Annotated in this window: 28 protein-coding genes; 17 read left to right on the plus strand and 11 right to left on the minus strand. The window is 48.7% G+C overall.

Going from position 1 to position 26,478, the window contains the following annotated elements:
* Positions 1 to 93 precede the first annotated feature (93 nt).
* From AB9H23_RS01720 to AB9H23_RS01775, 12 genes are all read left to right on the plus strand, one after another.
* On the plus strand, positions 94 to 978 hold the full coding sequence (locus AB9H23_RS01720) for a tetratricopeptide repeat protein (RefSeq protein ID WP_370005164.1): 885 nt from the start codon (positions 94 to 96) through the stop codon (positions 976 to 978).
* A 218-nt stretch (positions 979 to 1,196) separates the two neighbouring features.
* Positions 1,197 to 1,763, plus strand: coding sequence for a HEAT repeat domain-containing protein (locus AB9H23_RS01725; RefSeq protein WP_013295458.1), 567 nt, complete (start codon positions 1,197 to 1,199; stop codon positions 1,761 to 1,763).
* 3 nt (positions 1,764 to 1,766) lie between these two features.
* Positions 1,767 to 2,744, plus strand: coding sequence for a malate dehydrogenase (locus AB9H23_RS01730; protein ID WP_048175039.1), 978 nt, complete (start codon positions 1,767 to 1,769; stop codon positions 2,742 to 2,744).
* A 379-nt stretch (positions 2,745 to 3,123) separates the two neighbouring features.
* A complete protein-coding gene (gene pdxT, locus AB9H23_RS01735; RefSeq protein ID WP_370005166.1) occupies positions 3,124 to 3,702 on the plus strand; it encodes a pyridoxal 5'-phosphate synthase glutaminase subunit PdxT in 579 nt (192 codons plus the stop codon).
* On the plus strand, positions 3,690 to 4,607 hold the full coding sequence (locus AB9H23_RS01740; RefSeq protein ID WP_013295461.1) for a glutamine amidotransferase family protein: 918 nt from the start codon (positions 3,690 to 3,692) through the stop codon (positions 4,605 to 4,607). Before pdxT ends, AB9H23_RS01740 begins: the two co-directional genes overlap by 13 nt.
* 9 nt (positions 4,608 to 4,616) lie before the next feature.
* A complete protein-coding gene (locus tag AB9H23_RS01745; protein WP_013295462.1) occupies positions 4,617 to 5,306 on the plus strand; it encodes a GXGXG domain-containing protein in 690 nt (229 codons plus the stop codon).
* The gene (locus tag AB9H23_RS01750) at positions 5,306 to 6,361 is read left to right on the plus strand and encodes a Coenzyme F420 hydrogenase/dehydrogenase, beta subunit C-terminal domain (RefSeq protein ID WP_370005169.1); all 1,056 of its coding nucleotides are present in this window, start codon (positions 5,306 to 5,308) and stop codon (positions 6,359 to 6,361) included. The genes AB9H23_RS01745 and AB9H23_RS01750 overlap by 1 nt, the downstream gene beginning before the upstream one ends.
* A gap of 12 nt (positions 6,362 to 6,373) precedes the next feature.
* Positions 6,374 to 7,873: a glutamate synthase-related protein gene (locus AB9H23_RS01755; protein WP_048175055.1), complete on the plus strand. Its 1,500-nt coding sequence runs from the start codon at positions 6,374 to 6,376 to the stop codon at positions 7,871 to 7,873.
* A 122-nt stretch (positions 7,874 to 7,995) separates the two neighbouring features.
* The gene (locus tag AB9H23_RS01760) at positions 7,996 to 9,372 is read left to right on the plus strand and encodes an MFS transporter (RefSeq protein WP_370005171.1); all 1,377 of its coding nucleotides are present in this window, start codon (positions 7,996 to 7,998) and stop codon (positions 9,370 to 9,372) included.
* A 127-nt stretch (positions 9,373 to 9,499) separates the two neighbouring features.
* Positions 9,500 to 10,231, plus strand: coding sequence for an MFS transporter (locus AB9H23_RS01765; RefSeq protein ID WP_370005173.1), 732 nt, complete (start codon positions 9,500 to 9,502; stop codon positions 10,229 to 10,231).
* A 162-nt stretch (positions 10,232 to 10,393) separates the two neighbouring features.
* Positions 10,394 to 10,696, plus strand: coding sequence for an MFS transporter (locus tag AB9H23_RS01770; protein WP_370005175.1), 303 nt, complete (start codon positions 10,394 to 10,396; stop codon positions 10,694 to 10,696).
* Positions 10,697 to 11,086: 390 nt separating this feature from the next.
* Positions 11,087 to 11,782: a CDGSH iron-sulfur domain-containing protein gene (locus AB9H23_RS01775; RefSeq protein WP_370005177.1), complete on the plus strand. Its 696-nt coding sequence runs from the start codon at positions 11,087 to 11,089 to the stop codon at positions 11,780 to 11,782.
* 285 nt (positions 11,783 to 12,067) lie between these two features.
* Here AB9H23_RS01775 and AB9H23_RS01780 read toward each other — a convergent pair whose 3' ends face one another.
* The 7 genes from AB9H23_RS01780 to hypE all read right to left on the minus strand — a co-directional run bounded on the left by AB9H23_RS01780 (position 12,068) and on the right by hypE (position 17,471).
* A complete protein-coding gene (locus tag AB9H23_RS01780; protein WP_370005179.1) occupies positions 12,068 to 12,481 on the minus strand; it encodes a hypothetical protein in 414 nt (137 codons plus the stop codon).
* A 69-nt stretch (positions 12,482 to 12,550) separates the two neighbouring features.
* Entirely contained in the window at positions 12,551 to 13,174 is a 624-nt protein-coding gene (locus AB9H23_RS01785) for an energy-coupling factor ABC transporter permease (protein WP_160323356.1), read from the minus strand.
* Positions 13,175 to 13,220: 46 nt separating this feature from the next.
* Positions 13,221 to 13,652, minus strand: coding sequence for a hypothetical protein (locus tag AB9H23_RS01790; RefSeq protein WP_370005181.1), 432 nt, complete (start codon positions 13,650 to 13,652; stop codon positions 13,221 to 13,223).
* A gap of 226 nt (positions 13,653 to 13,878) precedes the next feature.
* A complete protein-coding gene (locus tag AB9H23_RS01795) occupies positions 13,879 to 15,156 on the minus strand; it encodes a DEAD/DEAH box helicase (protein ID WP_370005183.1) in 1,278 nt (425 codons plus the stop codon).
* Positions 15,157 to 15,369: 213 nt separating this feature from the next.
* The gene (locus tag AB9H23_RS01800) at positions 15,370 to 15,990 is read right to left on the minus strand and encodes a 5-formyltetrahydrofolate cyclo-ligase (RefSeq protein WP_370005185.1); all 621 of its coding nucleotides are present in this window, start codon (positions 15,988 to 15,990) and stop codon (positions 15,370 to 15,372) included.
* A 27-nt stretch (positions 15,991 to 16,017) separates the two neighbouring features.
* Positions 16,018 to 16,440: an RDD family protein gene (locus AB9H23_RS01805; RefSeq protein WP_370005187.1), complete on the minus strand. Its 423-nt coding sequence runs from the start codon at positions 16,438 to 16,440 to the stop codon at positions 16,018 to 16,020.
* Between the two features lie 20 nt (positions 16,441 to 16,460).
* Entirely contained in the window at positions 16,461 to 17,471 is a 1,011-nt protein-coding gene (hypE, locus tag AB9H23_RS01810; protein WP_370005189.1) for a hydrogenase expression/formation protein HypE, read from the minus strand.
* Positions 17,472 to 17,755: 284 nt separating this feature from the next.
* Between hypE and AB9H23_RS01815 the strand changes: the two genes are divergently transcribed.
* From AB9H23_RS01815 to AB9H23_RS01835, 5 genes are all read left to right on the plus strand, one after another.
* A complete protein-coding gene (locus AB9H23_RS01815; protein WP_013295475.1) occupies positions 17,756 to 18,139 on the plus strand; it encodes a 30S ribosomal protein S8e in 384 nt (127 codons plus the stop codon).
* A gap of 42 nt (positions 18,140 to 18,181) precedes the next feature.
* Complete coding sequence (gene polB2 / locus AB9H23_RS01820) at positions 18,182 to 18,847, plus strand: DNA polymerase PolB subunit 2 (RefSeq protein ID WP_370005191.1); 666 nt, start codon at positions 18,182 to 18,184, stop codon at positions 18,845 to 18,847.
* Between the two features lie 179 nt (positions 18,848 to 19,026).
* On the plus strand, positions 19,027 to 19,707 hold the full coding sequence (locus AB9H23_RS01825) for a TIGR02253 family HAD-type hydrolase (protein ID WP_160323361.1): 681 nt from the start codon (positions 19,027 to 19,029) through the stop codon (positions 19,705 to 19,707).
* A 60-nt stretch (positions 19,708 to 19,767) separates the two neighbouring features.
* Complete coding sequence (locus tag AB9H23_RS01830; protein WP_370005192.1) at positions 19,768 to 21,330, plus strand: ATP-binding protein; 1,563 nt, start codon at positions 19,768 to 19,770, stop codon at positions 21,328 to 21,330.
* Positions 21,331 to 21,335: 5 nt separating this feature from the next.
* Positions 21,336 to 22,142, plus strand: a complete 807-nt coding sequence (locus AB9H23_RS01835; protein WP_370005193.1) for a hypothetical protein — start codon at positions 21,336 to 21,338, stop codon at positions 22,140 to 22,142.
* Positions 22,143 to 22,156: 14 nt separating this feature from the next.
* On the opposite strand, the gene xth is transcribed toward AB9H23_RS01835, so the two are convergent.
* The 4 genes from xth to AB9H23_RS01855 form a co-directional block, all read right to left on the minus strand.
* Complete coding sequence (gene xth / locus AB9H23_RS01840) at positions 22,157 to 22,930, minus strand: exodeoxyribonuclease III (RefSeq protein WP_370005195.1); 774 nt, start codon at positions 22,928 to 22,930, stop codon at positions 22,157 to 22,159.
* A gap of 46 nt (positions 22,931 to 22,976) precedes the next feature.
* Positions 22,977 to 24,887: a ferrous iron transport protein B gene (gene feoB / locus AB9H23_RS01845; protein ID WP_370005197.1), complete on the minus strand. Its 1,911-nt coding sequence runs from the start codon at positions 24,885 to 24,887 to the stop codon at positions 22,977 to 22,979.
* 39 nt (positions 24,888 to 24,926) lie between these two features.
* Positions 24,927 to 25,643, minus strand: a complete 717-nt coding sequence (locus tag AB9H23_RS01850) for a DtxR family transcriptional regulator (RefSeq protein WP_255503759.1) — start codon at positions 25,641 to 25,643, stop codon at positions 24,927 to 24,929.
* Positions 25,644 to 25,876: 233 nt separating this feature from the next.
* Positions 25,877 to 26,470 carry an acetate uptake transporter gene (locus tag AB9H23_RS01855; RefSeq protein ID WP_370005199.1) on the minus strand — a complete coding sequence of 198 codons (594 nt, stop codon included), beginning with the start codon at positions 26,468 to 26,470 and terminating at the stop codon, positions 25,877 to 25,879.
* Positions 26,471 to 26,478 lie beyond the last annotated feature (8 nt).

Genomic DNA, 26,478 nt, shown 5'->3' on the forward strand with positions numbered 1-26,478 from the left:
CGCATGCATTATTCGTTGCATGATGATTCCATGGGAGATGGTATACTATTTAAGGATCCTATGATAAAAATGTAGTTAATTGGGGGAATTTTCGTGTTTTACCTTACCGTTCTCAGTATCTTTGATTCCCTGAGGGATGATAGAAGCGCACTCAGACACTACAAGAAGAAGCTTCATGAGTACCAGGAACATGAGGCCGAGGTTCTCATAGATATAGGGGTCATCTACCTTGACAGGGGTGAAACAGAGAGGGCAGTGGGAAGCTTTGAGGAGGCCCTTGAAACCTACAGGAAACTCAAATTCCCTGAAGGCATCGCATATGCCTCTGAACTCATGGGGGACTCCCTGATGGCTCAGCGGGAATTTGACAGGGCCATGAAATGCTACTCAGAGGCCCTCTCGATATACTCTGAGATCAACGGCAAGGTCGCAGATGAACTGAGGGATAAGATATATGAGGCGGGTAAGATAAGGGAGGCGGTGAGTTCAGATGATACTGAACCTGAACCCGCCCAGAAGGATTCACAGTCCACAGAAATCCAATCTGAGACTCAGAAAATCTTCAGACTTGCAGATGACCTCATGGGTATCATTGACTCCTTTGAATCATACGGGAAGTGCTGGGAGGACCGTGACATAGACACCCTCTATTCCAATCTGGAGTCTGCCACAATTATACGTGACCGCCCAACGGAGGCCCTTCTCAATCTTCTGATAGGTCGCTACCGGATGGAGGAGGGCGAGCTCTATGATGCCCTGAAGTTCATCAAAAGGTCCAACAGGATATTCAGGGAGAGTGGAGATTCTGCAGGGCTTGCAGTATCCCTTGTGATCCTCGGGGTTCTCTTATTCCTTATTGATGAGCGTGAAAACCTCTACGATGTATTTAAGGAGGCTCTTGAGATGTTCAGGTCACTTGAACTTGAAAATGCTGAGAAGGTTACAATGAATATCATAAATACCCTCACCAGGACCTGAATCCCATTTCTTCCTTACCAAATCATAAATACCCTCAGTGGGACTTGCACCTCATTTCTTCCTTATACCTTTACTGCACCTCATGACATTTTAGCCGTATTTCTTTGTTTGATCACTGTAAAATACAATTCATGAAAATCCATGGGCTTCAGCCCACCAGTTTTCCAGGATAAGTATTATGTATCCATGTGGACATAACGAATATAACAGGTGATAACATGCAGAGGAGAGAAAACGTTGCGAGGCTCATTGAGCAGTTAAGGGAAGACGATGAACTCATGAGGGTTCAGGTTATTGAACTCCTCAGTGAGATAGGTGAACCAGCGGTTGAACAGCTCATTGAGGCCCTCGACGATGATAACAAGTTTGTGAGGAGGGGGGCCGCAGCGGCGCTTGGTAAGATTGGGGATCCCCGCTCCATAGAACCCCTCATAGAGGCTCTGGCCGATGAGAATAAATGGGTTCGAAGGGACGCATCAACTGCCCTTGCAAAGATGGGTGAAGAGGCAGTGGAGCCCCTCCTTGAGAGCCTCTCAAGCGACGACTGGAAGATAAGGGGTGCTGCCGCATGGGTCATAGGGAACTTCAGGGATGAGAGGGCTGTTGAACCACTCATTGAACTCCTGGAGGATGACAGTGGCTTTGTGAGAAGTGGTGCTGCAAGGTCACTTGAGCAGATAGGTGGTGAACGGGTGAGAGAAGCGATGGAGAAACTGGCAGAGACCGGGACAGGATTTGCAAGAAAGGTCGCCCTCAGCTACCTTGAAACGCACCAGGAGGAGTGATTTTTGAAGGTAAGTATAATTGGGTCAACAGGGCGTGTTGGAAGGGCAACGGCACTGTGCCTTGCAGAGGAGGAGGCTGTGAAGACACTGCACCTCATATCAAGGAGGGAGAGCCTTGAGCAGAACATTGGAGAGGTCCTTGATATGAGCGATGCCCTTGCAGCCAAGGGTGTGTCGGTTAAACTGGAGAACTCTGCTGACATAGAAAATGTCCATGGCTCAAGGATAGTTGTTATAACAGCAGGTGTTCCCAGAACCGCTGATATGGACAGGGATGACCTTGCATTCCAGAATGGGGTTATCGTTGCCGAGTATGCAAGACAGATTGCCAGATTCGCCCCTGATTCAATTATACTTGTTGTGACCAATCCTGTTGATGTGATGACCTACGTTGCACTCAAGTATTCGGGTTTTCATCCCAGCAGGGTCTTTGGCCTTGGAAACCACCTCGACTCCCTTAGGCTCAAGAATTACATGGCAAGGCATTTCAATGTCCATGTTAGCGAGGTTCACACCCGGGTTATCGGGCAGCACGGCCCCTACATGGTCCCCCTTATCAGCTCCACATCAATAGGGGGTATACCCATTGAGCACTATGCAAGGAGGGACTACTTCTCTGGTTACCGGAGGTTCGACCTCAAGAAGACCATAGAGAAGGTTATCAATGCAGGTAGCAACATCATAAGCAGGAAGGGGGCCACCGAGTATGGTCCGGCCTTCGCCATTTCCAACATAGTGACAACGATACTGAATGATGAGCGGAGGATACTCACTGTTTCAACCCTCATGGAGGGCGAGATTGATGGTATCAGGGACGTGTGCCTGGGTGTGCCGGTGAAGCTCGGTAAGAATGGTATAGAGGGTGTTGTGCCAGTCCTAATGGACAGGGATGAGAGGGAAGCCTTCAGGGAGGCTGCAAACCATGTCAGAAACTCCACAATGAAGGTTATGGAGTTTCTGGATGAGGAATTCCCACTTTAGTCTTGCTGGCTTTTGCTTGATCACGGGCTTTCAGAGTGAAGGTTCTTTCAGCCACCCATTTTCATTTCAGTGGGTCCCGTTGTGTGCTGATTATCTTTCAGGTCAGGACACCCTAAGGCTGGACCTGCACTGGCAGCAGGGCCCAATGGCGCCGGTTATCTTTCAGGTCAGGGACCCTGATGTTATGGAACCCTTTCAGAGTTACCATGGAAATATTTATATAACTGTTCAATTATAAGTTAATTCAAGACCTGGTTTCTGAACATTGTACACTGAGATTCTGCCGGGTCAGGGTTCAGAGATAACCGGCAATACTTTTCCGGTATATTTATATGGTCATGTGCCAAAAACCTAATCAAAAAAACTGAAAGGAGACACCATGATAAGGATAGGTATTCTTGATCTTCAGGGCGATGTTTCCGAGCACCTCGAGATGACCCGGAGGGCAGTTGAGAGGATGGATGTGGATGCAGAGGTAGTGAAGGTGAGAACAGCGGAGGATGCATCAGCTGTAGATGCAATAATAATCTCCGGCGGTGAGAGCACCGTCATAGGTAAACTCATGGAGGAGACAGGGATAAAGGATGTTATCCTCACCGAGAACAAAGCGGTCATGGGGACCTGTGCCGGGATGGTTCTTCTTGCAAGGGAAACAGACTATGAACAGCCCCTCCTGGGACTCATAGACATGAAGGTTAAGAGAAACGCCTTTGGAAGGCAGAAGGATTCCTTTGAGGAGGACATAGAGATACTTGGAAGAAAATTCCATGGAATATTCATAAGGGCGCCCGCCGCCCTTGAGGTGGGTGAAGGGGCTGAGGTACTATCCAGAATCGATGAAGGGATCATCGCGGTGAAGGAGGGCTGCAACCTTGCACTTGCCTTCCACCCTGAACTGGGAGAGGACACCGGACTTCACGAATACTTTATAAAGGAGGTATTGAATTGTGTGGAATAGCAGGAGTGGTCTACAAGGACGGTAAACTTCACAATGTCGGGGCAGACATGACGAGGATGCTCCATGCGCTGCAGCACAGGGGCCCCGACTCAGCGGGATTCTCAATCTATGGAGGTCTTGGTCTTGAGGAGAACGAGTACCTCCTTAACATTGAGGTTAAAGAAAAGAAGGGGCTTCTTGAGAGGGTCAAGGAAACAGTAGAAACGGTGAGCCCCATAAGGAAGGATGAGGTCATCCCATCAGTTGAGAACTACATAATATACCGCTGCAGGATCACCCTCGAATCATTCTCACAGCTCAAACCGCTCATAATGGAGATAGACAGGATAGAGGATGTCATAGTGCTCAATGGAAGCCACTCCTTTGAAATGATAAAGGATGTGGGATCTGTACTTGAAATAGCAGACCGCTATGACACCTGGTCAAAGAAGGGCACACATGCCATAGGCCACACAAGGTTCTCAACAGAGAGCATAGTTGACAGGTACCATGCACACCCCTTCCAGAGCTACATCATCCCTGACATAACCGTGGTACACAACGGCCAGATAACCAACTACTGGAAGATAAGGGAACCCCTTGAGAGGAAGGGACACATATTCGAAACAAACAATGACACAGAATGCATAGTCCACTACGTTGCAGATAAACTGGCATCAGGCTACAGCCTTGAGGAGGCACTTGAACAGTCAGTGAAGGACATGGACGGACCTTTCTCATACATAGTCGGAACACCCACCGGCGTGGGAATAGCAAAGGACCAGCTCGGCCTCAGGCCAGGGGTGATGGCAGAGAACGATGAGGTATTCGCTGTTGCATCAGAGGAGGTCTCCCTGAGGGAGGTCATGGATACAACCGAGGTTGAACAGATATCCCCCGGCGAGGTCAGGGTATACGAGATATAGGGTGATATGATGAGGGAAGCAGTAGTTGATGCAGAATCAAAAACCCCCAGGGAGGTTAACAGGGCCATAAAGAGCCTGGCAAAGGACCACGACAGGATAGTGGTTAAAAACCCCAACGCCATGCACTACATCGGCGCTGGACTCACAGAGGACGTGGAGCTAATAATAGATGGTTCAGCAGGATACTTCGCCGCGACAATGATACATGGCCCAAGGGTTAAGATAAATGGTAACGCAGGATGGTTCCCTGCAGACAACATGACAGAAGGTGAGGTCATAATAGAGGGATCCGCTGGAGACGGAGTCGGACAGGGAATCTACGGCGGAACAGTCGTTGTAAGGAAGGGCGCAGGGTCAAGAACAGGAGAGATAATGAAGAACGGGACCATCATCATAGGTGGAAACTCAGGTTTCATGACAGGCCTATTCATGATGGGCGGCCGCATAATAGTCCTGGGGGACCTTGCAGAGGACGCCGGGGAGTCCATCATAAGGGGAACGATATACGTTGGTGGAGAAATAAAAAGCCTTGGAAAGAACGCAAAGGTTGAGGACATAACCCCCGAGGAGGAAGAGGAACTCAGAGGAGTCCTCTCAGCATACGGATTTGAACTTGAGGATGAGGAATACCATTCCTTCAGAAAGATTGTCCCAAGAAGCAAAAGGCCATTCTATGGCGAAGAATCGGAGGAAGGATAATGAGCAGATATGCAATGGTCGGAACACCCTGCCAGATAACAGCAGCCACACTGATGAAGGAATATAACGGGGAATTCTCTGTTGAACTCAGAATTGGACTCTTCTGCATGGAGAACTTCTCCTACACCTACCTGAAGGAACTTGCAGAGGCGGAGGGTGTTGACCTCAGGGATGTTTCAGAGTGCAGGATAGAGAAGGGCAGGCTCTGGTTCCACCTCAACGATGGAAGTACTGTATCAATACCACTTGAAAGGGCCAGGTCTGCAATGAGAAAGAACTGCTCTGTGTGCATGGACTTCACATCAGAACAGTCAGACGTTTCGGTGGGATCCGTGGGCTCACCGGAGGGATGGTCAACACTTATAATAAGGACAGAGAGGGGCAGAGATCTGGTTGATGGGGCCGCAAAGGCAGGATACATTGAGACAGCACCCATAACCGGGAAGGGCCTCAAACTTCTTGAAAAACTTGCATCAGGTAAAAAGGAGGAAAACCTTGAGGAGATACAGAGAAGGGAATCAGTTGCAAGGCCCGTCCTATACTGGCGGGTGATGCCCGCGGACCTCTACCCTGAGGAAATTAAGGACTACCAGTTCGATGACCTTAAGTCTGACGTCATCGATGTTGGCGCATGTGTGCTCTGCGGGGCCTGCGAGGCGTCATGCCCGGAGGGTATTGTGAGGATAGAAGACAGAAAACCCGAGGTTAAGGGAGAATGTCCTGAGGGCTGCAACGCATGCTACGTGGCATGTCCAAGGACCTACGTACCCGACAGCATAATAAGTCACGAGTCCGCGGCCGAACCCCTGGGGGAGTACACTGAGATACTATCTGCAAGGGCCCCAATGTTCAGGGGCCAGGATGGTGGTGTTGTAACCGCACTCCTGACCTACGCCATCAGGGAGGGAATCGTGGACGGGGCGCTGGTGGTTGACAGGGACCCTGCAATGCCATGGAAACCCGTACCTGTACTGGCAGAGGATCCAGAGGATGTTGTGAGGGCTGCAGGTACCAAGTACTCAGTATGCCCGATATTGAAGGTATTAAAGGAGTAAGAGGGGTTAAAGATGCCTTTTAAGGTTGAGAGAAAGGAAGACGTGTGTAAGAGGAACTTTGACCGTCCCGGCTGCTGCTGGTACATGTGTGATAACCGGGACGAGTCACTCTGTGCAAACTGTTACTCATGCTATAACAACTGTCCACATGATGTTTACGAGATAATAAACGGGGAACCAGTACCCCTGAGGCATGAAAACTGTGTGGGGTGCCGTATATGTGAGGAGATGTGCCCCAACAATGCAATAGAGGTTAACGCCGTACCCGAGGACCGGAGGAATGTATGGTCATTCACTGACCTGCTTGAGATACAGAGGAAATCCAGAGAGGGTTCCTACAAGGTCAGGGGCTGCGGTGCAGTTAGGAGGATACCCACCTTTGACGACCTTGTGATCATACCGGCCCAGGTCTCAAGGCCACCCATAGACAAGTACAGGGAGCCCTGCAATACCAGGGTGGTGCTGGGTGACAGGTTCGCCGAGAACCCACTTGAACTTGACACACCCATCATGATAGCGGCCATGTCCTTCGGAGCCCTCAGCAAGGAGGCCAAGATAGCCCTTGCAATGGGTGCAACCCTCGCAGGCACAGCCACAAACACAGGTGAGGGGGGAATGCTCCCTGAGGAGCGAAAATACGCCTCAAAACTCATTGCACAGTATGCATCAGGACGCTTCGGTGTCTCTGCAGAGTACCTCAACAATTCAGAGGCCATCGAGATCAAGATAGGTCAGGGTGCCAAGTCAGGTATGGGCGGACATCTGCTTGCAGAGAAGGTAACAGCGGAGGTCTCAAGGATAAGGATGATACCTGAGGGTACCGATGCACTGAGCCCGGCAAGGCACATGGACATCGTCGGGCCCGAGGATCTCAGCATGAAGATATCCCAGCTCCGTGAGATAACCGACTGGAAGGTCCCGATAATGGTCAAGTTCACATCAGGCCGTGTTGCCGATGATGTGAAGATAGCTGCAAAGGCAGGGGCCGATATAGTCGTGGTTGATGGTATGCAGGGAGGTACAGGTGCAGGGCCTGACGTTGTAACCGAGCACTCAGGTATACCCACAATAGCAGCCATAGTGGAGGCTGATGAGGCTCTCAAGGAGGTCAACCTCCGTGATGAGGTGAGCCTTGTTGCAGCAGGTGGTATAAGGAGCGGGGCCGACGTTGCAAAGGCCATAGCACTTGGCGCGGATGCAGTCTACATCGGTACAGCGGCCCTTGTCTCAATTGGCTGCCGTGTCTGCCAGATGTGCTACACAGGCACCTGCAGAAAGGGTATTGCAACCCAGGACCCACGCCTCAGGAAGCGCCTTGACTATGTTGAGGCAGGTAAAAACGTTGCAAGGTACATAGAGGCCATGACAGAGGAAGTGTGCATGCTCACACAGCAGGCTGGTAACACTGACGTGAGCAAACTTGAGAAGGATGACCTCAGGGCGCTCACCGTGGAGGCCTCGGCACTTACGGGAGTTAAGATGGCTGGAATGGAGGCGCCGGCCCGGTTTTAGCCGCCAGAACATTTAACTTCCCTGATTTTCATTTTTTAAATTTTTCCATTTTTTCTTTTATGAAACCTATTTAAACCTGGCAACCCATAGAGTAATAACAGATTTTTTCTGGAGGGAATAACTTGAATGAGTACACCAACAGGTCACTCAGGGTCTATGTTCTCATAGCTGCAACACTATCATCCTTTTTAACGCCATTCATGGGGTCATCCATCAACGTTGCACTCCCTGTGATAGCACTTCACTTCGGGATAGACGCAATACTGCAGACATGGATTCCAACGGCATTTCTCCTTGCAGCGGCAATCTTTGCCGTACCATTTGGGAGGATTTCTGAGATATACGGTATGAAGAGGATTTTTATCTATGGAAACCTGATATTCACTGTTTCATCAGTCCTATCAGCATTCTCACCATCTGCCCTTGCCCTCATAGTATTCAGGGCTATCCAGGGTGTGGGATCGGCGATGATATTCGTCACAGGCCTTGCAATGCTCACCCGCGTATTTCCTCCAATGGAGAGGGGTAAGGCCATAGGTATAAACACGGCAGCAGTTTACATTGGCCTTTCGATGGGCCCGGTTCTTGGGGGTTTTCTCACACATTTCCTGGGCTGGCAGAGCATATTCCTTGTCACGGTCCCGGTAACACTCATTGTTCTTGCTGTGTGCCTCCTTAAGGTTGAGGGGGAATGGGCTGATGCCTCAGGGGAAAGTTTCGATGTTCCCGGTTCAATCTCCTACTGTATTTTCCTGTTTCTTTTAATGTATGGATTTTCCGCCCTTCCTGAGGTTGCAGGGGCGCTTATGATAGTTCTGAGTATCCTGGCGTTCGGGATATTCCTTAAAATTGAACTATCATCAGAGAGTCCGGTGTTCAATGTGAGGCTCTTCAAAAATCTCAGATTCAGTTTCTCAAGTCTTGCAGCCCTGATAAACTACAGCGCAACCTTCGCGGTTTCCCTGCTTCTGAGTTACCACCTTCAGTACATTAAGGGACTGGACCCTGGCTCCAGCGGACTCATACTCGTCACGCAGCCCATTGTCATGGCCTTTGTGGCCCCCCTGGCAGGGAGGGCCTCTGACAGGTTCAACCCTCAGATACTTGCAGGTATAGGGATGGCAGTAAACGCGGCTGCGCTTCTGAGCCTCAGCATCCTTGATAGGGGCACGCAGCTCTTTATGATAGTGGTATCACTTCTCGTCCTTGGCCTTGGTTTCGGGTTTTTCTCATCCCCCAACACCAATGCAATCATGGGTTCCGTTGAGAGGAGGGACTATGGTATTGCATCTGCCACGGTGAGTTCCATGCGCCTCATCGGCCAGGCTTTCAGTATAGGTATAGTGACACTCATCTTTGCATTCCTGATAGGGAGGGTTCCAATATCCCCTGCAAATTATGACCTCCTCATAGAGAGCACAAGGATATGCTTCCTGGTGTTCGGGGTCCTATGTTTCATAGGGGTTTTTGCTGCAACAGCCCACAGGAATGATGGTTGATGAGCAGACCCCTAAACTTTTCACAAAAAGTGATTTAATCTACACTTTTCTCATTTTTTTGGAAAATTATTTAAACTATTTTTTATTTAATTTTTATTGAGGGGGGAAATTTTTGAAAGATGATTATATGAAGGTTTATGTGCTATGCGCAGTGACCCTCTCATCATTCCTTGCACCATTCATGGGTTCATCAATCAATGTGGCCCTCCCCCTTATGGGCGAGAGCCTTAATATGGGACCCTCCCAGCAGACATGGGTTATAATGGCATTTCTTTTAACTGCAAACGTCTTTCTACTGCCATTTGGAAGGTTATCCGAGATATACGGGATAAAGAGGCTCTTCATTTCAGGTAATATCATATTCATTACAGCGTCAGTTCTCTGTGCACTGGCACCTGATGCAGCTTCAATCATCCTTTTCAGGGCATTTCAGGGAATCGGGGCCTCCATGGTACTGGTAACAAGGCTTTCCCTTATATCAATGGTGTTCCCTGCTTCTGAGCGTGGCAGGGCCATAGGTGTGAATACAGCGGCAATAGATATGGGACTGTTCGCCGGTCCCATCCGGGGAGGTTTTCTGGCGGAGATCATGGGATGGGAGTCCATATTCCTATTCATGGTTCCGGTGGGAATCCTTGTTATACTCATCTCGCTATCCAGAATTGATGACGAGTGGATGGCTGGTGGAAGCAGAAAATTTGATCTGGAGGGGTCACTCACCTACTGCACATCACTTTTTCTCTTCATTCAGGTTCTCAACACTTGCAAGTGTGAAGGGGCTTCTTCTGCTTGTTCTAAGTTTCCTGGCGTTTTCTCTCTTCATCAAGACGGAAACGCAGGCAAGGAACCCACTCTTTAATGTTGAGTTATTCAAGAACAGAAGATTTTCCTTTTCATCCCTTGAAGCCCTCGTGGTATTCACATCAACATTTGCGGTTTCCCTGCTTCTCAGCTACCACCTCCAGTACGTCAGGGGACTCAGCCCCTGCCAGCGGACTTATACTCATAGGTTCAACCCCTCATGATGGCCCTGATCGCCCCCCTTGCAGGGAGGATGGCCGATATGGTGAAGCCCCATATTCTGACATCAGCGGGTATGGTGCTGATCTTCATGGCACTCATGGGATTTGCAACACTGGGCCCTGATACACCTGAAACAGCAGTAATAATGGGACTCATGCTACTTGGAACAGGTATGGGACTTTTCTCATCCCCGAACACAACAAAGATTATGTGTTCAGTTAAAAGGGATCATGCTGGGGTGGCGTCTGCTACCGTGACCTCCATGCGCCTCATCGGCCAGGCCTTAGCATGGGTACAGTGACACTCATCTTTGCCTTCCTGATAGGGAGTGTTTCAGTATCCCCTGCAAATTATGGCCTCCTCATGGAAAGCACAAGGATATGCTTCCTTTTATTTGGTATTATATGTTTCATAGGTCTTTTTGCCACAGCAATCCACAGAAACAGTTATTAAATGATCTTATATTGTTTGAGAGTTAAAGGGATGATCTGGGGTAGCCGCATCAACCGTGAGTTCGATGAGGCTTATAGGCAGATTCTAAACGGTTAACACCATCTTTCGATTTTTATGGGGGAGTCACATATTTTACCCTCAAGGATAAATATATTGATTAGGGGAACAGGGATCTGCTTCATCATATCTGCCTTGCTATGCATGATGGGGATACCTGCTCAGCTTATGGGTGTTAAAGATGAGGATAAGGGTTCTTAAGGACGGACCATACCTTGTGGAGGGCTCGGTACCACTCTATGAGGAGGTGATTGTAACCGATGAGGATGGACACACAAGGGAATTTGTTGAGAGAAGGGAGTTTCCACTGAAGGAGAGGTACCTCCTCTGCCGCTGTGGTGCATCAAAGAACAAACCCTACTGTGATGGAACACACACTGAGGTGGGCTTTGATGGTACCGAAACAGCATCAAGAAAGCCCTACATTGAAAGGGCGACTGTGTTCAGGGCGGGGGACCTTGAACTCACCGATGTCCCTGAACTGTGCGACCACTCAAGGTTCTGCCTAAGGGCGGGGGGTATAAGGGAACTCCTCAGGAGGGGTGACACCGAGAGCATACAGATCGCCATTGAGGAGGCGATGATCTGCCCATCAGGGAGACTAGTCCTCTGGGACAGGAGGACCGGGAAACCCTATGAAAGGGACTATGAAAAATCAATAGTGGTTATCCATGATAAACAGAAGAAGTGTGAGGGGCCCCTCTGGGTCAGGGGAGGTATAAAAATAGAATCCGCAGATGGGAGGGAGTATGAGACCAGAAACAGGGTCACCCTCTGCCGGTGCGGTTTATCTGAGAACAAACCATTCTGTGATGGTAGCCACTGGATGACTGCAGAGGAGAAGCTTGAATTTAAGAGGAAGTGGGGTATTGAGTAGTTTTTTTGAGGAGAAGCTTGAATTTAAGAGGAAGTGGGGTATTGAGTAGTTTTTTTGAGGAGAAGCTTGAATTTAAGAGGAAGTGGGGTATTGAGTAGTTTTTTTGAGGAGAAGCTTGAATTTAAGAGGAAGTGGGGTATTGAGTAGTTTTTTTGAGGAGAAGCTTGAATTTAAGAGGAAGTGGGGTATTGAGTAGTTTTTTTGAGGAGAAGCTTGAATTTAAGAGGAAGTGGGGTATTGAGTAGTTTACCAGAAAATAAGAAGAAATGAGAAATTTAGAAATTTCTACCCCATTTTCCTTTTCATCCAGAGCGCCCCTATTAAAAGACCAACTATGACCCCTATCAGTGCCCCTGAAAGGAAGGGCGTCATAAAGCCGCTACCCATGTTTTCTGTATTCACTGAGCTGAGTTCAAGGAGTTTCTCCCTGATTGATGCCTCATCGGCACTGCAGTACGTCACCCTGGTTGCAAGTTCAGGATGCCTCTGGAGGAAGGCCCGCACGGTGTCCTGGTAGGCAACCGCCAGTATCTTCTTGTTGGGGTTTCCAAGGGCATGTTCCAGTTCATGCTCCACATCCGATGGACTCTGGAAACGGTACACGGTGACGTTGACCCCGGTCTCATCGGCCACTGACCGCGCAAGTTTTCCTGTGGAGTTATCTGCTATTACAATGAATGACTCTGGGGTTATCTCCATTCCATGGGCTGAAACACCGCTGATAAGAAGAAAAATTAATATAAACGCGAACTTTTTCACATGAACCACCTAGACCTTTTCCATTGCAATGAGCTCGGGTTTCATCCTCTCAAGGAATGAGAATATGAACATGCTTGCAGCACCCTCCACAACACCCACGAATATGTAGAAGGGTATGAGTGTTGACATGAGCATTTCAGGGCCTGCAACACCCGCTGCCAGGAGTATCATGATGTGGAACGCGGTTGCAATCATTATACCAAGGAATGTGGCTGAGAATACAGCAAGGCCCCTGTCCAGTTCACTTAGAACCCTGTAAACCCCATAGGTTCCGATTCCAAGGCCGATACCCATTGTCAGTATATTGGCCCCCATGCTGGTTATCCCCCCCATTCCAAGTATGAAGAACTGGACGAGGAGGCAGAGCACAGCAACCATAACCGCCGTGAGGGGGCCGAGTATTATGGCCGCGAGGGGTATCAGGAAGAAATGCACCGGGACGCCGAAGGGTGATGGTACAGATATGGAGGATGCAACCGCCGCTGCCGCTGCAAAAAGTCCTGTTCCAGCTATCCTTTTTTCCTTTCCGGGTTTCTTTGAGAATATGTAGAAGAATATGCCAATGTTCACGAGTGCAACAGCCCAGTAGACTGCAGACTGCCAAAGTGGTATGATTCCATCGGGTATATGCACTGTTGAACCTCCGTTAAGCGTTATTGAATATATGCACTTTTTGTATTCAGCTGCGTGGGAACCTGAATGCGGTTAAACCAAAAACCAGGCACAGTCCTGCCAGTGCAGGTATGAATCCGTAATCTGGTTTATTCACATTAACATCTGCTGTTTCTGTGGTATTCTCCCGTTCATCTGTAATGTTCCCTTCAGGCCGGACACTGCTTTCAGCACCGGACTTTCCTGATGAATCTGATGAGTCCAATTTACTTTTATGGGCGGTTTCATGGCCACCTGATGTGCTTGTTTTGCTGCTGCTCTGACCTGAAGGCTTATTGGAAGTGCTGGATGAATCTGATGTGGTGGATGAATCTGATTTACTGTCACCTGAATCCGATGGCTCCTCAATGTAGTAACCATGGCCCGGGTGGGCCCATGCATGATGCGAGAGACCCGCAATCAGTGTAACAGTCGCTAAAATGATAAGGAACCTTCTCATTGTATCACCACAGATTAGTTAAAACATCTTCAATATATAAAATCTTTTATTACTGAAGATACTGATAGGAATCTAAAAGTAATACCAGAATGGAGATGGTCGCGGAACTCCTTGATGAGGAGATCTATGAAATCAAAGGTAAATGCTCTCTGTGATTTAGAAAATTAAGAGGATCTAAGTGGGCTGATAGATCAGCCTCTATCCATAAAATAAAAATAAGCCTCTTCTATTTTGAGGACTCCAGAACATCCAGAAGGGCATGTGAGATATCCCTGAAACTGTAACCCTCACTCACAAGGTTTCCCAGGAGCTCGGAGTCACCGTAACTCTTGGATTTAAGGTTTCTACGGAGCACCTCCACAAGTTCCTCCTCGTAACCCCTCCTTATCTCCTGCGGGGATGGCATGTTGCTCTTCTTTATCCTTTTACCTGTAAAGGACTGGATTCGCCTTAACCTGTGGACCTCCCTTCCAACAACCAGTGTAAAGGATTTTCCACTTGAACCGGCACGCCCGGTACGCCCTATCCTGTGAACATAGTACTCGTTCTCGAATGGAAGATCATAGTTGACAACGACCTCCACATCGGGCACATGTATACCCCGTGCAGCAACATCAGTTGCAATGAGGAGGTTGAACCTTCCCTTCCTGAAGCGTTCCATGACACGCTCACGCTTTGACTGTGATAGATCCCCGTGAATTTCATCCACAGAGTAACCCATACGTCCAAGCTGCTTTCTGAGCCTCTGAACCCTCCTTTTGGTGTTGCAGAATATGAGGCCCATTCTGATGTCATTGGATGTCAGTATCCAGTCAAGGAGCTCAACCTTGTCCTCCTCCCTGGTTTTGAAATAGAATTCATCTATCCTGGGACTGTGCTTTTTCTCAACACGGAGAATCTGGGGGCTCCTCATATACCTCTCTGCGATCCTTAGCACCGGCTTTGAGATGGTTGCAGAGAACAGCATGGTCTGTCTCCTTTCAGGGACGTGGGATAGTATCCTCTCTATGTCCTCTATGAAGCCCATGTTGAGCATTTCATCGGCCTCATCAAGCACAACCGTGGATATGCCTCCAAGGTCCACAGTACCCCTCTCAATATGGTCTATGAGCCTTCCTGGTGTTGCGACGATAACATGGACGCCCCTCCTGAGTTCGGCTATCTGACCTCCAATACCCTGGCCACCATAGACCGCAAGCACCCTCACATTAAGGTACTTGCCTATCCTCCTTATCTCATCGGTGACCTGCAGACAGAGTTCACGGGTCGGGCAGATCACAAGTGCCTGGGGGACCCTCTCTGGTTCAAGGTTCTCAAGCAGTGGTATGGCAAAGGCCGCGGTTTTCCCGGTCCCGGTCTGGGCCTCGCCAACAACGTCCATACCATCAAGTGTAACAGGTAATGTAAGTGCCTGGATTGGGGTTGTACCCTCAAATCCCATATCATCAAGGGCCCTGTTAATCTCCCCTGAGATATCAAATTCACTGAATTTCAATTCTTTCATTTTTATCTTTTCCTCAATTCTTAAAAATCGATTATTCAATTATCAGCTGCCAGCCGGCAGATCTGAAACATGATAGCCCCAAAATTTCTGCCAGGCACATGATAATTAAAAATCAGCACATATCCATGTTGAACTCCACACTATTTAAACTAATGGTTTTGGTGAGAATTAATTTTCAGGATTTAGTTCATTATAAGGATCTGTAATCTGGTTTCAGATGACTCGCGGGATTTTTTCATTGAGAAATAGTCTTATCACACGCATGGGTGTCACTATCATGTTTATCCTTTCATCGTGGTCCTCAACAGGGACACTTTCAATGATCTGCAGCTCATGTACCGTTGTGGCTATGGGGGTATCCTCTCCTATGGCCCCCTGATCCCTGAGTTCAGATATCTCCCTGTCACCGTATCCTCCCCCCTTACCGAGGCGGTTTCCCTCCAGGTCAACGGCCACGGATCCCTCAACAACAAGGTCAACCTCAGGGAATCTGCTGATGAATGAGCCATACCTGTAGGCGCCCCTTATGGTTGATGCAGCATCAGCATCCGGAACATCCCCTGAGATTAAAAGGTAACCATCCTTTATCTTCGGTGTGGGCATTACAAGGTCCTTTCCATCATCAAGGGCCAGTTTTCGCACTGGGCGCTGGGCAGAATCGGGGGATGAGAATACAACACCTGCTCTTTCCCACTCGATGGTCCTTGAGAGCCTCTCTGCGGCTGCAACTGACCCCTGAAAGTCTGGTATGCGGCCATGGGGGCGGCTGCTTACACCCCTATCCTTCAGGAGTTTCCAGATCCTCTCCCTGATCACGTCCTTATCCGTCATCATTTTTCTCTGCAGACAGATTCAAATGGATCATAGATCCTGTTCAGCATCTTCGTCAACATTCTTCTCTGCAGTGACAACCCTTGTACCTGCAATGTCGTCGAGTATCCTCAGACGATTCCTGAGGCGTCCTAGGATGACGTCCAGGATGAGGGGGAACCAGAGTATCCTTGAAAGGTTCCTCATGACAATCTGCTGCCACCTGAGTTCACCCTCCTCTGATATTACAGCGAGACCCATCATCCTCTTACCTGGTGTTCCTCCATGGTACTCAAGGTAGCTGAAATACAGAATGGTTATGATGCCAAGGAGGGGGAGCCAGTATCTGTAGATTGAGAAAAGGTTCAGGAGAAGTGCTAATGGATAAACAAGGACTGTTAAGAGGTACATTACCCCTGTAACCACAAGGAAGTCCAATGCAAATGCACAGAGCCTTTTCTTCTTAAGTTCCATAACACTCCTCCTGTATCAGATCAGCACACCCTTGGAACAGGATCAGCAACAGGGGCCTCAAGTATCCTCCTGCCTCCAAGGCTTGTTTCAAGGATCACATGACTGTCCTGATTCGCTTCACCTATTATCATTGCGTTTTCACCGTATGGTGCCTTCCTCACGGCTCTGAGGACATCCTCAGCGTATTCAGGGTCGACACCCATGATGACCTTACCCTCATTGGCAACCTCATATGGGTCGATGCCCAGCATCTCAGAGACAGCCCTCACCTCTTCCCTCACAGGGATCATGTCCTCATCAACAACCATCCCGACCCCTGATTTATCTGCGAGTTCGTTGAGTGCATTTGCTATACCGCCTCTCGTTGGGTCTTTCATTGCGGTAACACCACCAACCTCAAGGGCAGCCTCAACCATGCCCCATACCGGGGCAACATCCGATTCAAGGTCGGTGTCGAATCCAAAGCCCTCACGGAAGGCCATGAGTGCCATACCATGGTCCCCCACGCTTCCTGTGAGTAGGATCTTATCACCGGGTCTCAGTCCTGAGTCCCTTATTATCTCACCACGCTTCACAACACCTATACCGGTGGTTGTTATGACCATCCTGTCCAGTTTACCCCTCTCCATGACCTTGGTGTCCCCGGTTACGATTGACACCCCGGTCTCCCTGGAGACAGCGTCCATTGACTGCACGATCCTCTCAAGATCCTCGCCAGGGAACCCCTCGCTGAGGATCATTGCACTTGCAATTGCAAGGGGCCTTGCACCCATAACCGATATGTCGTTGACTGTACCTGCAACCGATATCTTACCTATGTCACCGCCGGGGAAGAAGAGGGGGTCGACTGTGTGGCCATCGGTACTCATAACTATCTCATAGTCGCCGAGGGGTATGCTTGCACCGTCGTCAAGGTCCTCGAGGCCAACTCCGCCGTTAACCCTCGTATTATGGATATTGGATAGTATTATGTTTGATATGAGGTCCTGCATCACTTCTCCGCCTGCACCATGGGACATGCCGATCTTCATAGATTCACCTGTACAATCTCTTGCTTATAGGGTATCTTGCTGATGGTATAAAACCTTTCATTGGTGTAATCACATATTGATTCAGGGCAGAGGTCTCCATCAGGACAATATTTTATTTAAAGGAGTTAGGATAGATGGATTCAGTGATCCATAGCATACCCTGGAAGCACAATCTTTTTAAATGGGGGATCCTATACTATAGATAAATTTATCTATACCGAGTCACTGAGTTTCTTAAACTCAGCATTACTGATTCTGATAGAGACTTAGATTGAGGTGAAATAATGGCAATCTGGCAAGGTAAATCAATGAAGAAACCAAGCGGTGGAAGAGCCAAGATGAACCGCGGAAAGAGGAAATACGAACTTGGAAGGGAACCCGCCGAGACAAAGATCGGTGACAGGCGTGTCAGGATGATAAGGACACGTGGGGGCAACACAAAGGTCAGGCTCGCTGCAGATACCAAGATAAACGTTGTTGACCCTGAAACAGGTAAGGTTGAGGTTGCAGAGATAAGGAATGTTGTTGAGAACACAGCAAACCCCCACTTTGTGAGGAGGAACATCATAACAAAGGGTGCTGTTGTTGAAACCAGCCTTGGAAACGTGAGGGTCACATCAAGGCCCGGGCAGGACGGCGTAATAAACGGCGTACTTATAAAGGAATAGATTTCCCACCAAAGCCCCTCAACCGGACCCATGGGGTGTCATATGTCAGATAACCTTGAGGCCGAGATACTATCCCAGGTGGAAAGGTTCCTCAAACACATAAACAGCAACCTGCCTGAGGGCATGGAGCTGGAATTTGAGGGCTTTTACAGGAGGGGCTTCTTCGTAACAAAAAAGAGATACGCCCTAATAGAGGATGACACGATTGTTGCAAAGGGCCTTGAACTTGTGAGGCGTGACTGGGCACCGATAGCTAAAAAGACCCAGCAAAAAGTTTTAATGGCCATTCTAAGAGACGGATCCCCTGAGAAGGCTAGAAAGATAATAAGGGATGTTGTAAGGTGCATAAGGGGCGGCGAGGTGGAACTGGATGACCTTGCAATCCACACCCAGATAACAAGGGACCTCTCTGAGTACAAACAGATAGGCCCACATGTTATCGCCGCAAAACGATCCCTTGAGAAGGGGCGGCGCATTGAGCGGGGATCCATAGTCAGGTACATCATAGTTAAGGGAAGGGGCCCCATAAGTCAGAGGGCCTTCCCGCTTGAGGATGCTGAGGGTCTGGAGTACGACCCGGACTATTACATTGAAAACCAGGTTATGGCCGCGGTATCAAGAATAATGTCATCCCTTGGCTACTCCACAGAGGATATAAATTCTCTCTCATGTGGCGAAAGGCAGAGCAGCCTCGATGCCTTTTTCTAGAAAACAGGAACTTTATTTTTTCATCTGAGATTTCTATTGCATGTTCTGGACCTCCGCTCAGAGGTTATAGGCAGAATAGTTTTACATATTATTTTACATCATAATATTATCCACAGAGAAACCAACACTGTTATAATTGATTAACTATAGAGTTTCATTACAGAGAGTAAGGTGGGAAGATGCTGAAGGCGGTTTTCTTTGATATTGATGACACCCTCTATGACACATCAGGATTTGCCAGACTTGCAAGAAAGGCTGCCCTGAATGTGATGATAGATGCGGGTTTACCCCTGACACAGGATGAGGCATACAAACTGCTGAGGGAGATAATCGCTGAGAAGGGCTCCAACTATGATAAACATTTCAATGTGCTTACAAAGACGGTTTTTGGTGAGGAAAAACCCCTTCTCATTGCCCTTGGAATGATAACATACCACAACGTCAAGTTCGCACTTCTCCGGCCATTTCCCAATACAACATCAACCCTCATACACCTAAAGAGCAGGGGATACAGGCTGGGGGTAATATCCAACGGTATAACAATAAAGCAGTGGGAGAAACTGATAAGGCTCGGGATACACCACTTCTTCGATGAGGTCGTCACCTCAGATGAGGTTGGCTTTGAGAAACCAAACATTAGGATCTTTGAGGAGGCCCTCAGAAGGATGGGCTGCAAACCTGAAAGGTCCATCATGGTTGGCAACAAGTTCAATGAGGACATACTGGGGGCAACCAACGCGGGAATGTCAGCCATACTCGTCAACTCAGAGCTTACAGATGAAGAACGGGATCTCATTGAAAAGAGGGGCCTTGATGTTACGGTCATCGATGACATCAGCGAACTTAAGGAGATTCTCTAGTTAGGATCTCCACATTTTTCTGGGGGGATGGACATGATTTCATTGATAGGGGGATGAGTGATGAACTGTGATGACTACTACCACGACGAAAACATGGTTGAACTCTTTGAGGAGCTGAAACAGCCAAAGACACTTGAGGAACTGGGTTTATCCTATTTTTTTGTGAGGGACCTTGTCCTGAAGATTCTTTTAACATATGGGACTGTTAAAACCCAGAGAATAACTGATATTACAGGTATACACCTGGATATACTTGAGGATGTCCTTGGCCAGATGGAGAAGGACGGTTTCTGCGCCCAGGTGGGCGGAAGCTTCCTCTTCTCCAGTGTTGAGTATACACTGACAAAGAGGGGGGTTGAGAAGGCCCGCCTTGTAATGGAGGAAAACCCTTATATTGGAATGGCCCCTGTGCCCTACGAGAGATACTTTGAGCTGATGGATAAACAGCTCAGGAACCGTTTCCCAATAAAGATACCCCCAGAGGTTATTGAAAGAGCCTTCAGGGACGTTGTCGGACTATCATATGCAAAGGAATGTCTTGTTGAGTCATGCACCATCGGTAAGGGGCTTTTTGTTTATGGTGCTCCGGGAACCGGTAAAACCTTCATTATAAGCAAGGCATCGGACCTTCTACCCCCCATGGTGATTCCCCGCTTTATAGAGTTCAGCGGGAGGGTTATACAGATATATGACCCTGACTTCCACAAGCCCTGTCCCGAAGAACCGGATGATCCCCGGTGGATAAAGATACACGCCCCATTCGTTTTTACAGGTTCTGAACTGAGCCTCAATGAACTTGAGACCACCTACAATATGAATAAGGGTGTATATGAGACCTCTCCACTTATAAAGGCCAACGGTGGAGTGCTTCTCATTGACGACCTTGGAAGGCAGAGGGATGACCATGAGGTGATCCTCAACCGCCTCATAGTGCCCCTTGAGAACAAGAAGGACGTCATATACATAAGGGGGGTCCCTGTTATATTCCATACCCACTTCATACCTGCATTCTCAACCAACCTTGATGTGAGCATAATGGATGAGGCGCACCTCAGGAGAGCACCTCTTCACATATTCCTCAGAAACCCCCCTGTTGAGAATGTTGTAGAGGTATTCAGGCGCAACCTTGATGCCACAGGCGAGGATTACGATGAAGAGGTCCTTGAAAGGATTAAGATGGTTTACACTCCAGTTGCCGATGGCGGCGAGGGCCTGCAGCCAAGCTATGCACATGCACGTGACCTTGCACAGATTGCCCAGGCAGTGAGGATAAACATGGAAAAGGATAGGATCGACCTTGAGGTCATTGAAAGGGCCCTTGATAAACATGTCCTCATAGCACTCCAGAGGATGGATATCGATATCAGTCAGGTGCATCACAGTGTAAGGACATTCCGTGTTGTGACCCCTGAACCTGAGAGTGCCGAGAGGGTGCTTAAACTCTACGGCGCCCTCACGGTTGCACTGGAGGATGGGGGTGTTCTAGCAGACTTTGAGGACTCAATAAGCCCATCTCAGCTTCTGGCCCATCTGCAGGATGAGGGGATTTCTGTGGGAAGGGTTGAGGTGGTGGCTGAAACCAAACGTGAAATCAAGAAGGCCATACTTGAATACAGTGGATGATATTTATGGAGGCACTCCTCGTTGTTGTGCTGGTGGCTGCAGCTGTATCCCTTGGTGTCTGGACGGTACTTGAGCTCCTACCCTCATTGTTTCCCAGGGAGGTGGGAAGGCTTGCAGCACGCATCAGGCCACTCCCATCCAGTGCAGTTGAGATATCCCAGTACCTCAACCTCCTCAGAAGGGGAAGGCCATGGCAGGTCTTCCTGGCCCTTGAGGTTATAGGGGAACTCTTCAGGATTAAGATCAGGGAACTTGAGTCCCTGAAGTATGAGGAATGGAAGAGGGAGGTTGAATCCCAGAAGGAACGTATGGAGAGGAGGGGGCTCAGTGACGATGAAATCCTCCACCTTGAGGCTGGAAGGGAGATGATCCAGAACTCCAATAACATGAATCTTAAATCAGGGGGTGGTCTTTATTCCAGCCCTGAAGAGGAGGAGTTCATAAGGATCAGAAATCATAAGAAGGACCTGTTACCTGCTCTGAGGGATAGGTATTCTGATTTCAGGATATGGGCACTGAAGAACAGGGACATCCTCAGGTATGTACAGGAGAGGGTCTTCAGAAGGGAGGAACTTGACCTTGAAAACCTGAGGGACCATAGCAGGGAGTGGGCCCTCGTGAATATATGGGGGATGGAGCCACCTGAGAGTTACTCTGAGGATGAGATCCTCGAGGATATTCTCATGTATATTGAAATAAAGGATGATAACATTATCAGTAAATTCGCCCATGGTCTGAGCAGTCACAGTGACTCCCTGAGGTACCTCGATAAGGTTATATCAGCTGTTTCAGCCTGGAAACGGGGAGGGTAGCACCTGAAGGATCATTAAACCTCTATCTCAAGTCCTATTGGGCAGTGGTCTGAACCCATCACCTCTGAGAGTATCCATGACCTTTTAACGTTCTTTGCGAACTCCTCATTCACAAAGAAGTAGTCGAGCCTCCATCCCACGTTTCTCTCACGGGCCCTAGTCCTGTAACTCCACCATGTGTACTGCCCCGGCTCCTTGTTGAACATCCTGAATGTGTCAACGTACCCGTTTTCAAGGAATTTGTCTATCCAGGCCCTTTCAACCGGTAAAAACCCTGATACGTTGCTGTTCTCCTTTGGCCTTGCCAGGTCTATCTCCCTGTGGGCTGTGTTGAAGTCCCCGCATATCACCGTGTTCCTGCCAGCGTCCCGTTCCCTGTTGACGTCCTCGAGGAATGCGTCATAGAATTCAAGTTTGTACTTCAACCTATCATCTGACATCTTCCCGTTGGGGAAGTATATGTTGTAGAGCAGGAAGTCATCAAAATCTGCAACCTGTATGCGGCCCTCAATGTCGAATCTCTCCACACCAAAGCCCTCCCTGAGGGATTTTGGGGGTATCCTTGTGTACATGGCGACTCCACTGTATCCCTTCCTTTCTGCGGGGGTGAAGAAACTCCTGTAACCCTCGACATGCCTTAGCCTTCTGGGGAGCTGTTCAGGACTCGCCTTGGTCTCCTGAAGACATAGGATATCAGGTTTCTCGTCCATGAACCAGTCAAGGAAGCCCTTACGGTATACGGCCCTCAAACCGTTAACGTTCCAGGATATTATCTTGAGTTCTGCCATGGTACCACAGGGTTATTTCTGTCCTCAGCACCTTAAGTATTGATCATCACATGATAAAGGGCAGTATCCTTGCAAAGATTCCCCCTAGGAAGAGGGCGGTTCCAAGGTTTGCAATGGTTATTATGGAGGTGGATTTCCACCCGAATTCCCGTGCAAGTACTGCTATCGTTGAAAGGCAGGGGAAGTAGAGCATACCCACGAGGGTGAGTACAAGGATCTGGGGTGCTGTAAGTGCAGCCCCAATATCTGTTCCAACCAGTGAGACAAGCCCCAGGAGGATGAACTCCTTCCTCACAGCCCCAAGGATCAGGAGTATCCCGGCAAATACCGGCAGGTGTAACCAGCCGGCTGTGAGTGGAGCCATGATATTGCTTACTGGATTTAAAAGTCCGAGGGCGTAGAGGAGCTGTATGAGGGCGCTCCCGATTATGTATATGGGGAATACAAGGTATATGAGGGACTTTGTCCTTGTCCAGGTCTGCCTTGCTATGACCCTGAAGGATGGCATCTTGAGGGAGTGCATCTCCATTATAAGGCCGGTTGTTTCACCGGGAAGTGCCTTCAGTGCAAGTTTACCCATTATGAATATTATGAGGAGGTCCAGGGCGTATAGCCCTATGGCCCACCATACACTGACAAAGAGGGCCACAAGCCCAAGTATCAGGATTGTTCTTGCGGCGCAGGGTGCGAAGGATATTGCAAAGGCTGCAAGGAGCCTCTCCCTGGGGGTTTCAAGTATCCGTGTACTGTCTATTGCCGGTACACTGCAACCGTATCCGAGTATGAGGGGTATTAGGGCTTTGCCATGGAGCCCTATCTTTCTCATGAAGGCGTCCATCATGAAGGCTACCCTGGTGAGAAGCCCCGAATTTTCGATGTAGGATAGCATGAGGTAGAAGGGTATGACGAATGGTATCACGAGGGTTAAACCCGCCACTATACCCCCGAAGGCGCCGTTCCATATTATGGATTCAATCGAACCTGAGAACTGGGGGTCAACTGGCTGGAAAAATCCAAAAATATTGGTGAGCGTATCTGATAGGAATTCACCCACAACGAAGGTCCAGAGGAGGAGACCTCCAACAACAAGGATCGATGAGATGTAACCGTAGATGGGGTGTGTTAGGAAGCTGTCAAGACGCTCTGAGAGGGTTGTTTTTATCTCTGATTGTTTCTGTGCGCCTGCCGCTATCATATTTGAGAGTGCGTATCTCTCAGAGGCCATAACAGAGAATGATGGCTCATTGTGTATCCTCTCAACCTGGGCTGCAAGTTCAGCTGCAAGTTTTTTGACGTTGGGTGGCATCATGGCGGTTATCTCAGGGTCGTTTTCAAGGAGCTTTATGGCAACCCATCTCTTTGAATAGCCCTCTGGAATTTCAGGGAGTGCTTCCATAAGTGTTCTTATGCGGCTTTCAACCTCCTCCCCGTATTCTATGACCTCCGGTTTTATCCCCTTATCAGCCACTTCAAGGGTTTTTCTGAGGAGTTTCTGGAGTCCCTGGCCCTTAACAGCCACCGTTGATACAACAGGCACCCCCAGGGCACCCTCAAGTTTCTTCTCGTCTATCACTATTCCCTTCTGCCTGGCCATGTCCACCTGGTTGATGCAGATAACCATGGGGACCTCCATCTCCATGAGCTGGAGCGTGAAGAAGAGGTTTCTCTCAAGGACAGATGCATCAAGCACGTTTATGACGACATCTGGTTTCTCGTTGACTATGAACTCCCTGGAGACTATCTCCTCCATGGAGTAGGTTGAAAATGAGTATATGCCTGGAAGGTCAATTATGTGGATGTCCCGGCCCTGAAATTTAAGGTAGCCCTCTGCCCTTTCAACGGTTTTTCCTGGCCAGTTCCCGACTATCTGGTTTGACCCTGTCAGCTGGTTGAAGATCACACTTTTACCCACATTGGCGTTTCCTGCGAGTGCAACGGTTATCTTGGATTTCTCCATCAGTAAACACGTCCCGGTTGAAATTAGGTTAACAGAAATTCAGCTTTCAGTATCTATGAATACATTGTCTGCTATATCCCTTCCAAGGGCCACCCTTGACCCGCGGACCTCCACCTCGATGGGTCCGCTGAGAGGGGCCCTTTTGATCATCCTTATTGGGGCTCCAAGGGTTATTCCCATGTCCATGAGCCTCCTTAAAACCCTGTAGTCCCCCCGTATGAAGGAAACCCTCCCGGCCTGTTTTTCATCCATCTCTGTGAGTGATTTGAGGTTACCCTCCCGGCACCCTATTTCCTCAACATCTGTATCCTTCAGTTCAATGCATTCCCCGCATGTCTGGAATTTGAAGTCGCAGGCAGGGATCGGGTTTGCGTCGGGGCACTCACCGGGCATGTTGAGGAGCTGGCAGAGGGCCCTCTCTGCATCATCTGAGAGTGAATGTTCCATCTCACAGGCTTGTCTGTGTATCCTGTCCCTCCTGATTCCAAGTACATCGTGGAGGAACCGCTCCAGAAGGCGGTGCTTCCTTGTTATTCTCCGGGCTATCCTGTACCCCTTTTCTGTGAGTACCGCCCCACGGTAGGGGGAGTATTTAACATATCCCTCAGAATCAAGTTTTTTAAGCATCTGGGTTACACTGGCAGGGGCTATTCCCATTTCCTTTGATATTCTGGTTGTGCTGGCATTTTTACTGGATTCTGATAGCCGGTAGATGGTTTCGAGGTACTCCTCTATATTTTCGCTGAGATGCTTCATTAGGTTCACCTAAATGCTTGCTGTTAATTTAGTTAAACCTAATTCAATATAAGGTTTTCTGAATGTTTGCAGTAAGAAGTCTTTCGCAGTTTATCATCAGGTGCTGGTGTGAAAATTAGAGTTTCTGATTTTGGTGTATCTGGAATGAATTTATGGGGTTTTGTTTCTCTGGAGGTTCTGGTGTCACATTCTGACATAAAATAGAAGAAAAGGGTGGGTTGTTTCTTCCCTGATCATATGGGCAGGACATCCCTTCCATAGGTTTCGTTTATAACCTCTGCAAGGCCAACGTACATTGCAGCGGCCCCTGTGAATATACCCTCATAACCTGCAATGGTTGTTATGAGGGCTGAACCTGTGATTTCACCGGCTGTGAGCAGGAAGAAGAGCACTGCAAGGCTTATGAATATCACCTGTATGCCCCTCTTGAGTTTGAGGGTTGCAATGAACATCACCAGCGTAAACAGGCCCCACATGAAGAGGTATGATGCCATTGCAACCGGGTCTGCTGCTGCCGCTGCACTGCCGGCTGTTTCAATGAACTTCAGTTTTGGGATCACAAGCAGAAGTACCAGTGACCACCAGAAGAGTCCATATGAGCCGAATGCAACCGTACCAAAGGTGTTGCCCTTCCTGTATTCCATCACACTTGCCAGTATCTGGGCTATACCCCCGTAGGCGAACCCCATTGCAAGTATCATACTGTTTATGGGGAAAAGCCCTGCGTTGTGCAGGTTCAGAAGCACAGTGGTTATACCGAAGCCCAGAAGTCCAAGAGGAGCCGGGTTGGCAGTTTTATCTGATATAACCACTTCTTTTTCAGTCATTTTTTACC

The sequence above is a fragment of the Methanothermobacter sp. KEPCO 2 genome (assembly GCF_041228365.1).
Classification (GTDB): domain Archaea; phylum Methanobacteriota; class Methanobacteria; order Methanobacteriales; family Methanothermobacteraceae; genus Methanothermobacter; species Methanothermobacter marburgensis.

Bases quoted from the DNA above. Each gene is read 5' to 3' on its own strand.
- AB9H23_RS01725 (WP_013295458.1), top strand. From the start codon at position 1,197: ATGCAGAGGAGAGAAAACGTTGCGAGGCTCATTGAGCAGTTAAGGGAA.
- pdxT (WP_370005166.1), top strand. From the start codon at position 3,124: ATGATAAGGATAGGTATTCTTGATCTTCAGGGCGATGTTTCCGAGCAC.
- AB9H23_RS01745 (WP_013295462.1), top strand. From the start codon at position 4,617: ATGAGGGAAGCAGTAGTTGATGCAGAATCAAAAACCCCCAGGGAGGTT.
- AB9H23_RS01750 (WP_370005169.1), top strand. From the start codon at position 5,306: ATGAGCAGATATGCAATGGTCGGAACACCCTGCCAGATAACAGCAGCC.
- AB9H23_RS01755 (WP_048175055.1), top strand. From the start codon at position 6,374: ATGCCTTTTAAGGTTGAGAGAAAGGAAGACGTGTGTAAGAGGAACTTT.
- AB9H23_RS01765 (WP_370005173.1), top strand. From the start codon at position 9,500: ATGAAGGTTTATGTGCTATGCGCAGTGACCCTCTCATCATTCCTTGCA.
- AB9H23_RS01770 (WP_370005175.1), top strand. From the start codon at position 10,394: ATGATGGCCCTGATCGCCCCCCTTGCAGGGAGGATGGCCGATATGGTG.
- AB9H23_RS01775 (WP_370005177.1), top strand. From the start codon at position 11,087: ATGAGGATAAGGGTTCTTAAGGACGGACCATACCTTGTGGAGGGCTCG.
- AB9H23_RS01780 (WP_370005179.1), bottom strand. From the start codon at position 12,481: ATGGAGATAACCCCAGAGTCATTCATTGTAATAGCAGATAACTCCACA.
- AB9H23_RS01790 (WP_370005181.1), bottom strand. From the start codon at position 13,652: ATGAGAAGGTTCCTTATCATTTTAGCGACTGTTACACTGATTGCGGGT.
- AB9H23_RS01795 (WP_370005183.1), bottom strand. From the start codon at position 15,156: ATGAAAGAATTGAAATTCAGTGAATTTGATATCTCAGGGGAGATTAAC.
- AB9H23_RS01800 (WP_370005185.1), bottom strand. From the start codon at position 15,990: ATGATGACGGATAAGGACGTGATCAGGGAGAGGATCTGGAAACTCCTG.
- AB9H23_RS01805 (WP_370005187.1), bottom strand. From the start codon at position 16,440: ATGGAACTTAAGAAGAAAAGGCTCTGTGCATTTGCATTGGACTTCCTT.
- hypE (WP_370005189.1), bottom strand. From the start codon at position 17,471: ATGAAGATCGGCATGTCCCATGGTGCAGGCGGAGAAGTGATGCAGGAC.
- AB9H23_RS01815 (WP_013295475.1), top strand. From the start codon at position 17,756: ATGGCAATCTGGCAAGGTAAATCAATGAAGAAACCAAGCGGTGGAAGA.
- polB2 (WP_370005191.1), top strand. From the start codon at position 18,182: ATGTCAGATAACCTTGAGGCCGAGATACTATCCCAGGTGGAAAGGTTC.
- AB9H23_RS01825 (WP_160323361.1), top strand. From the start codon at position 19,027: ATGCTGAAGGCGGTTTTCTTTGATATTGATGACACCCTCTATGACACA.
- AB9H23_RS01830 (WP_370005192.1), top strand. From the start codon at position 19,768: ATGAACTGTGATGACTACTACCACGACGAAAACATGGTTGAACTCTTT.
- AB9H23_RS01835 (WP_370005193.1), top strand. From the start codon at position 21,336: ATGGAGGCACTCCTCGTTGTTGTGCTGGTGGCTGCAGCTGTATCCCTT.
- xth (WP_370005195.1), bottom strand. From the start codon at position 22,930: ATGGCAGAACTCAAGATAATATCCTGGAACGTTAACGGTTTGAGGGCC.
- feoB (WP_370005197.1), bottom strand. From the start codon at position 24,887: ATGGAGAAATCCAAGATAACCGTTGCACTCGCAGGAAACGCCAATGTG.
- AB9H23_RS01850 (WP_255503759.1), bottom strand. From the start codon at position 25,643: ATGAAGCATCTCAGCGAAAATATAGAGGAGTACCTCGAAACCATCTAC.
- AB9H23_RS01855 (WP_370005199.1), bottom strand. From the start codon at position 26,470: ATGACTGAAAAAGAAGTGGTTATATCAGATAAAACTGCCAACCCGGCT.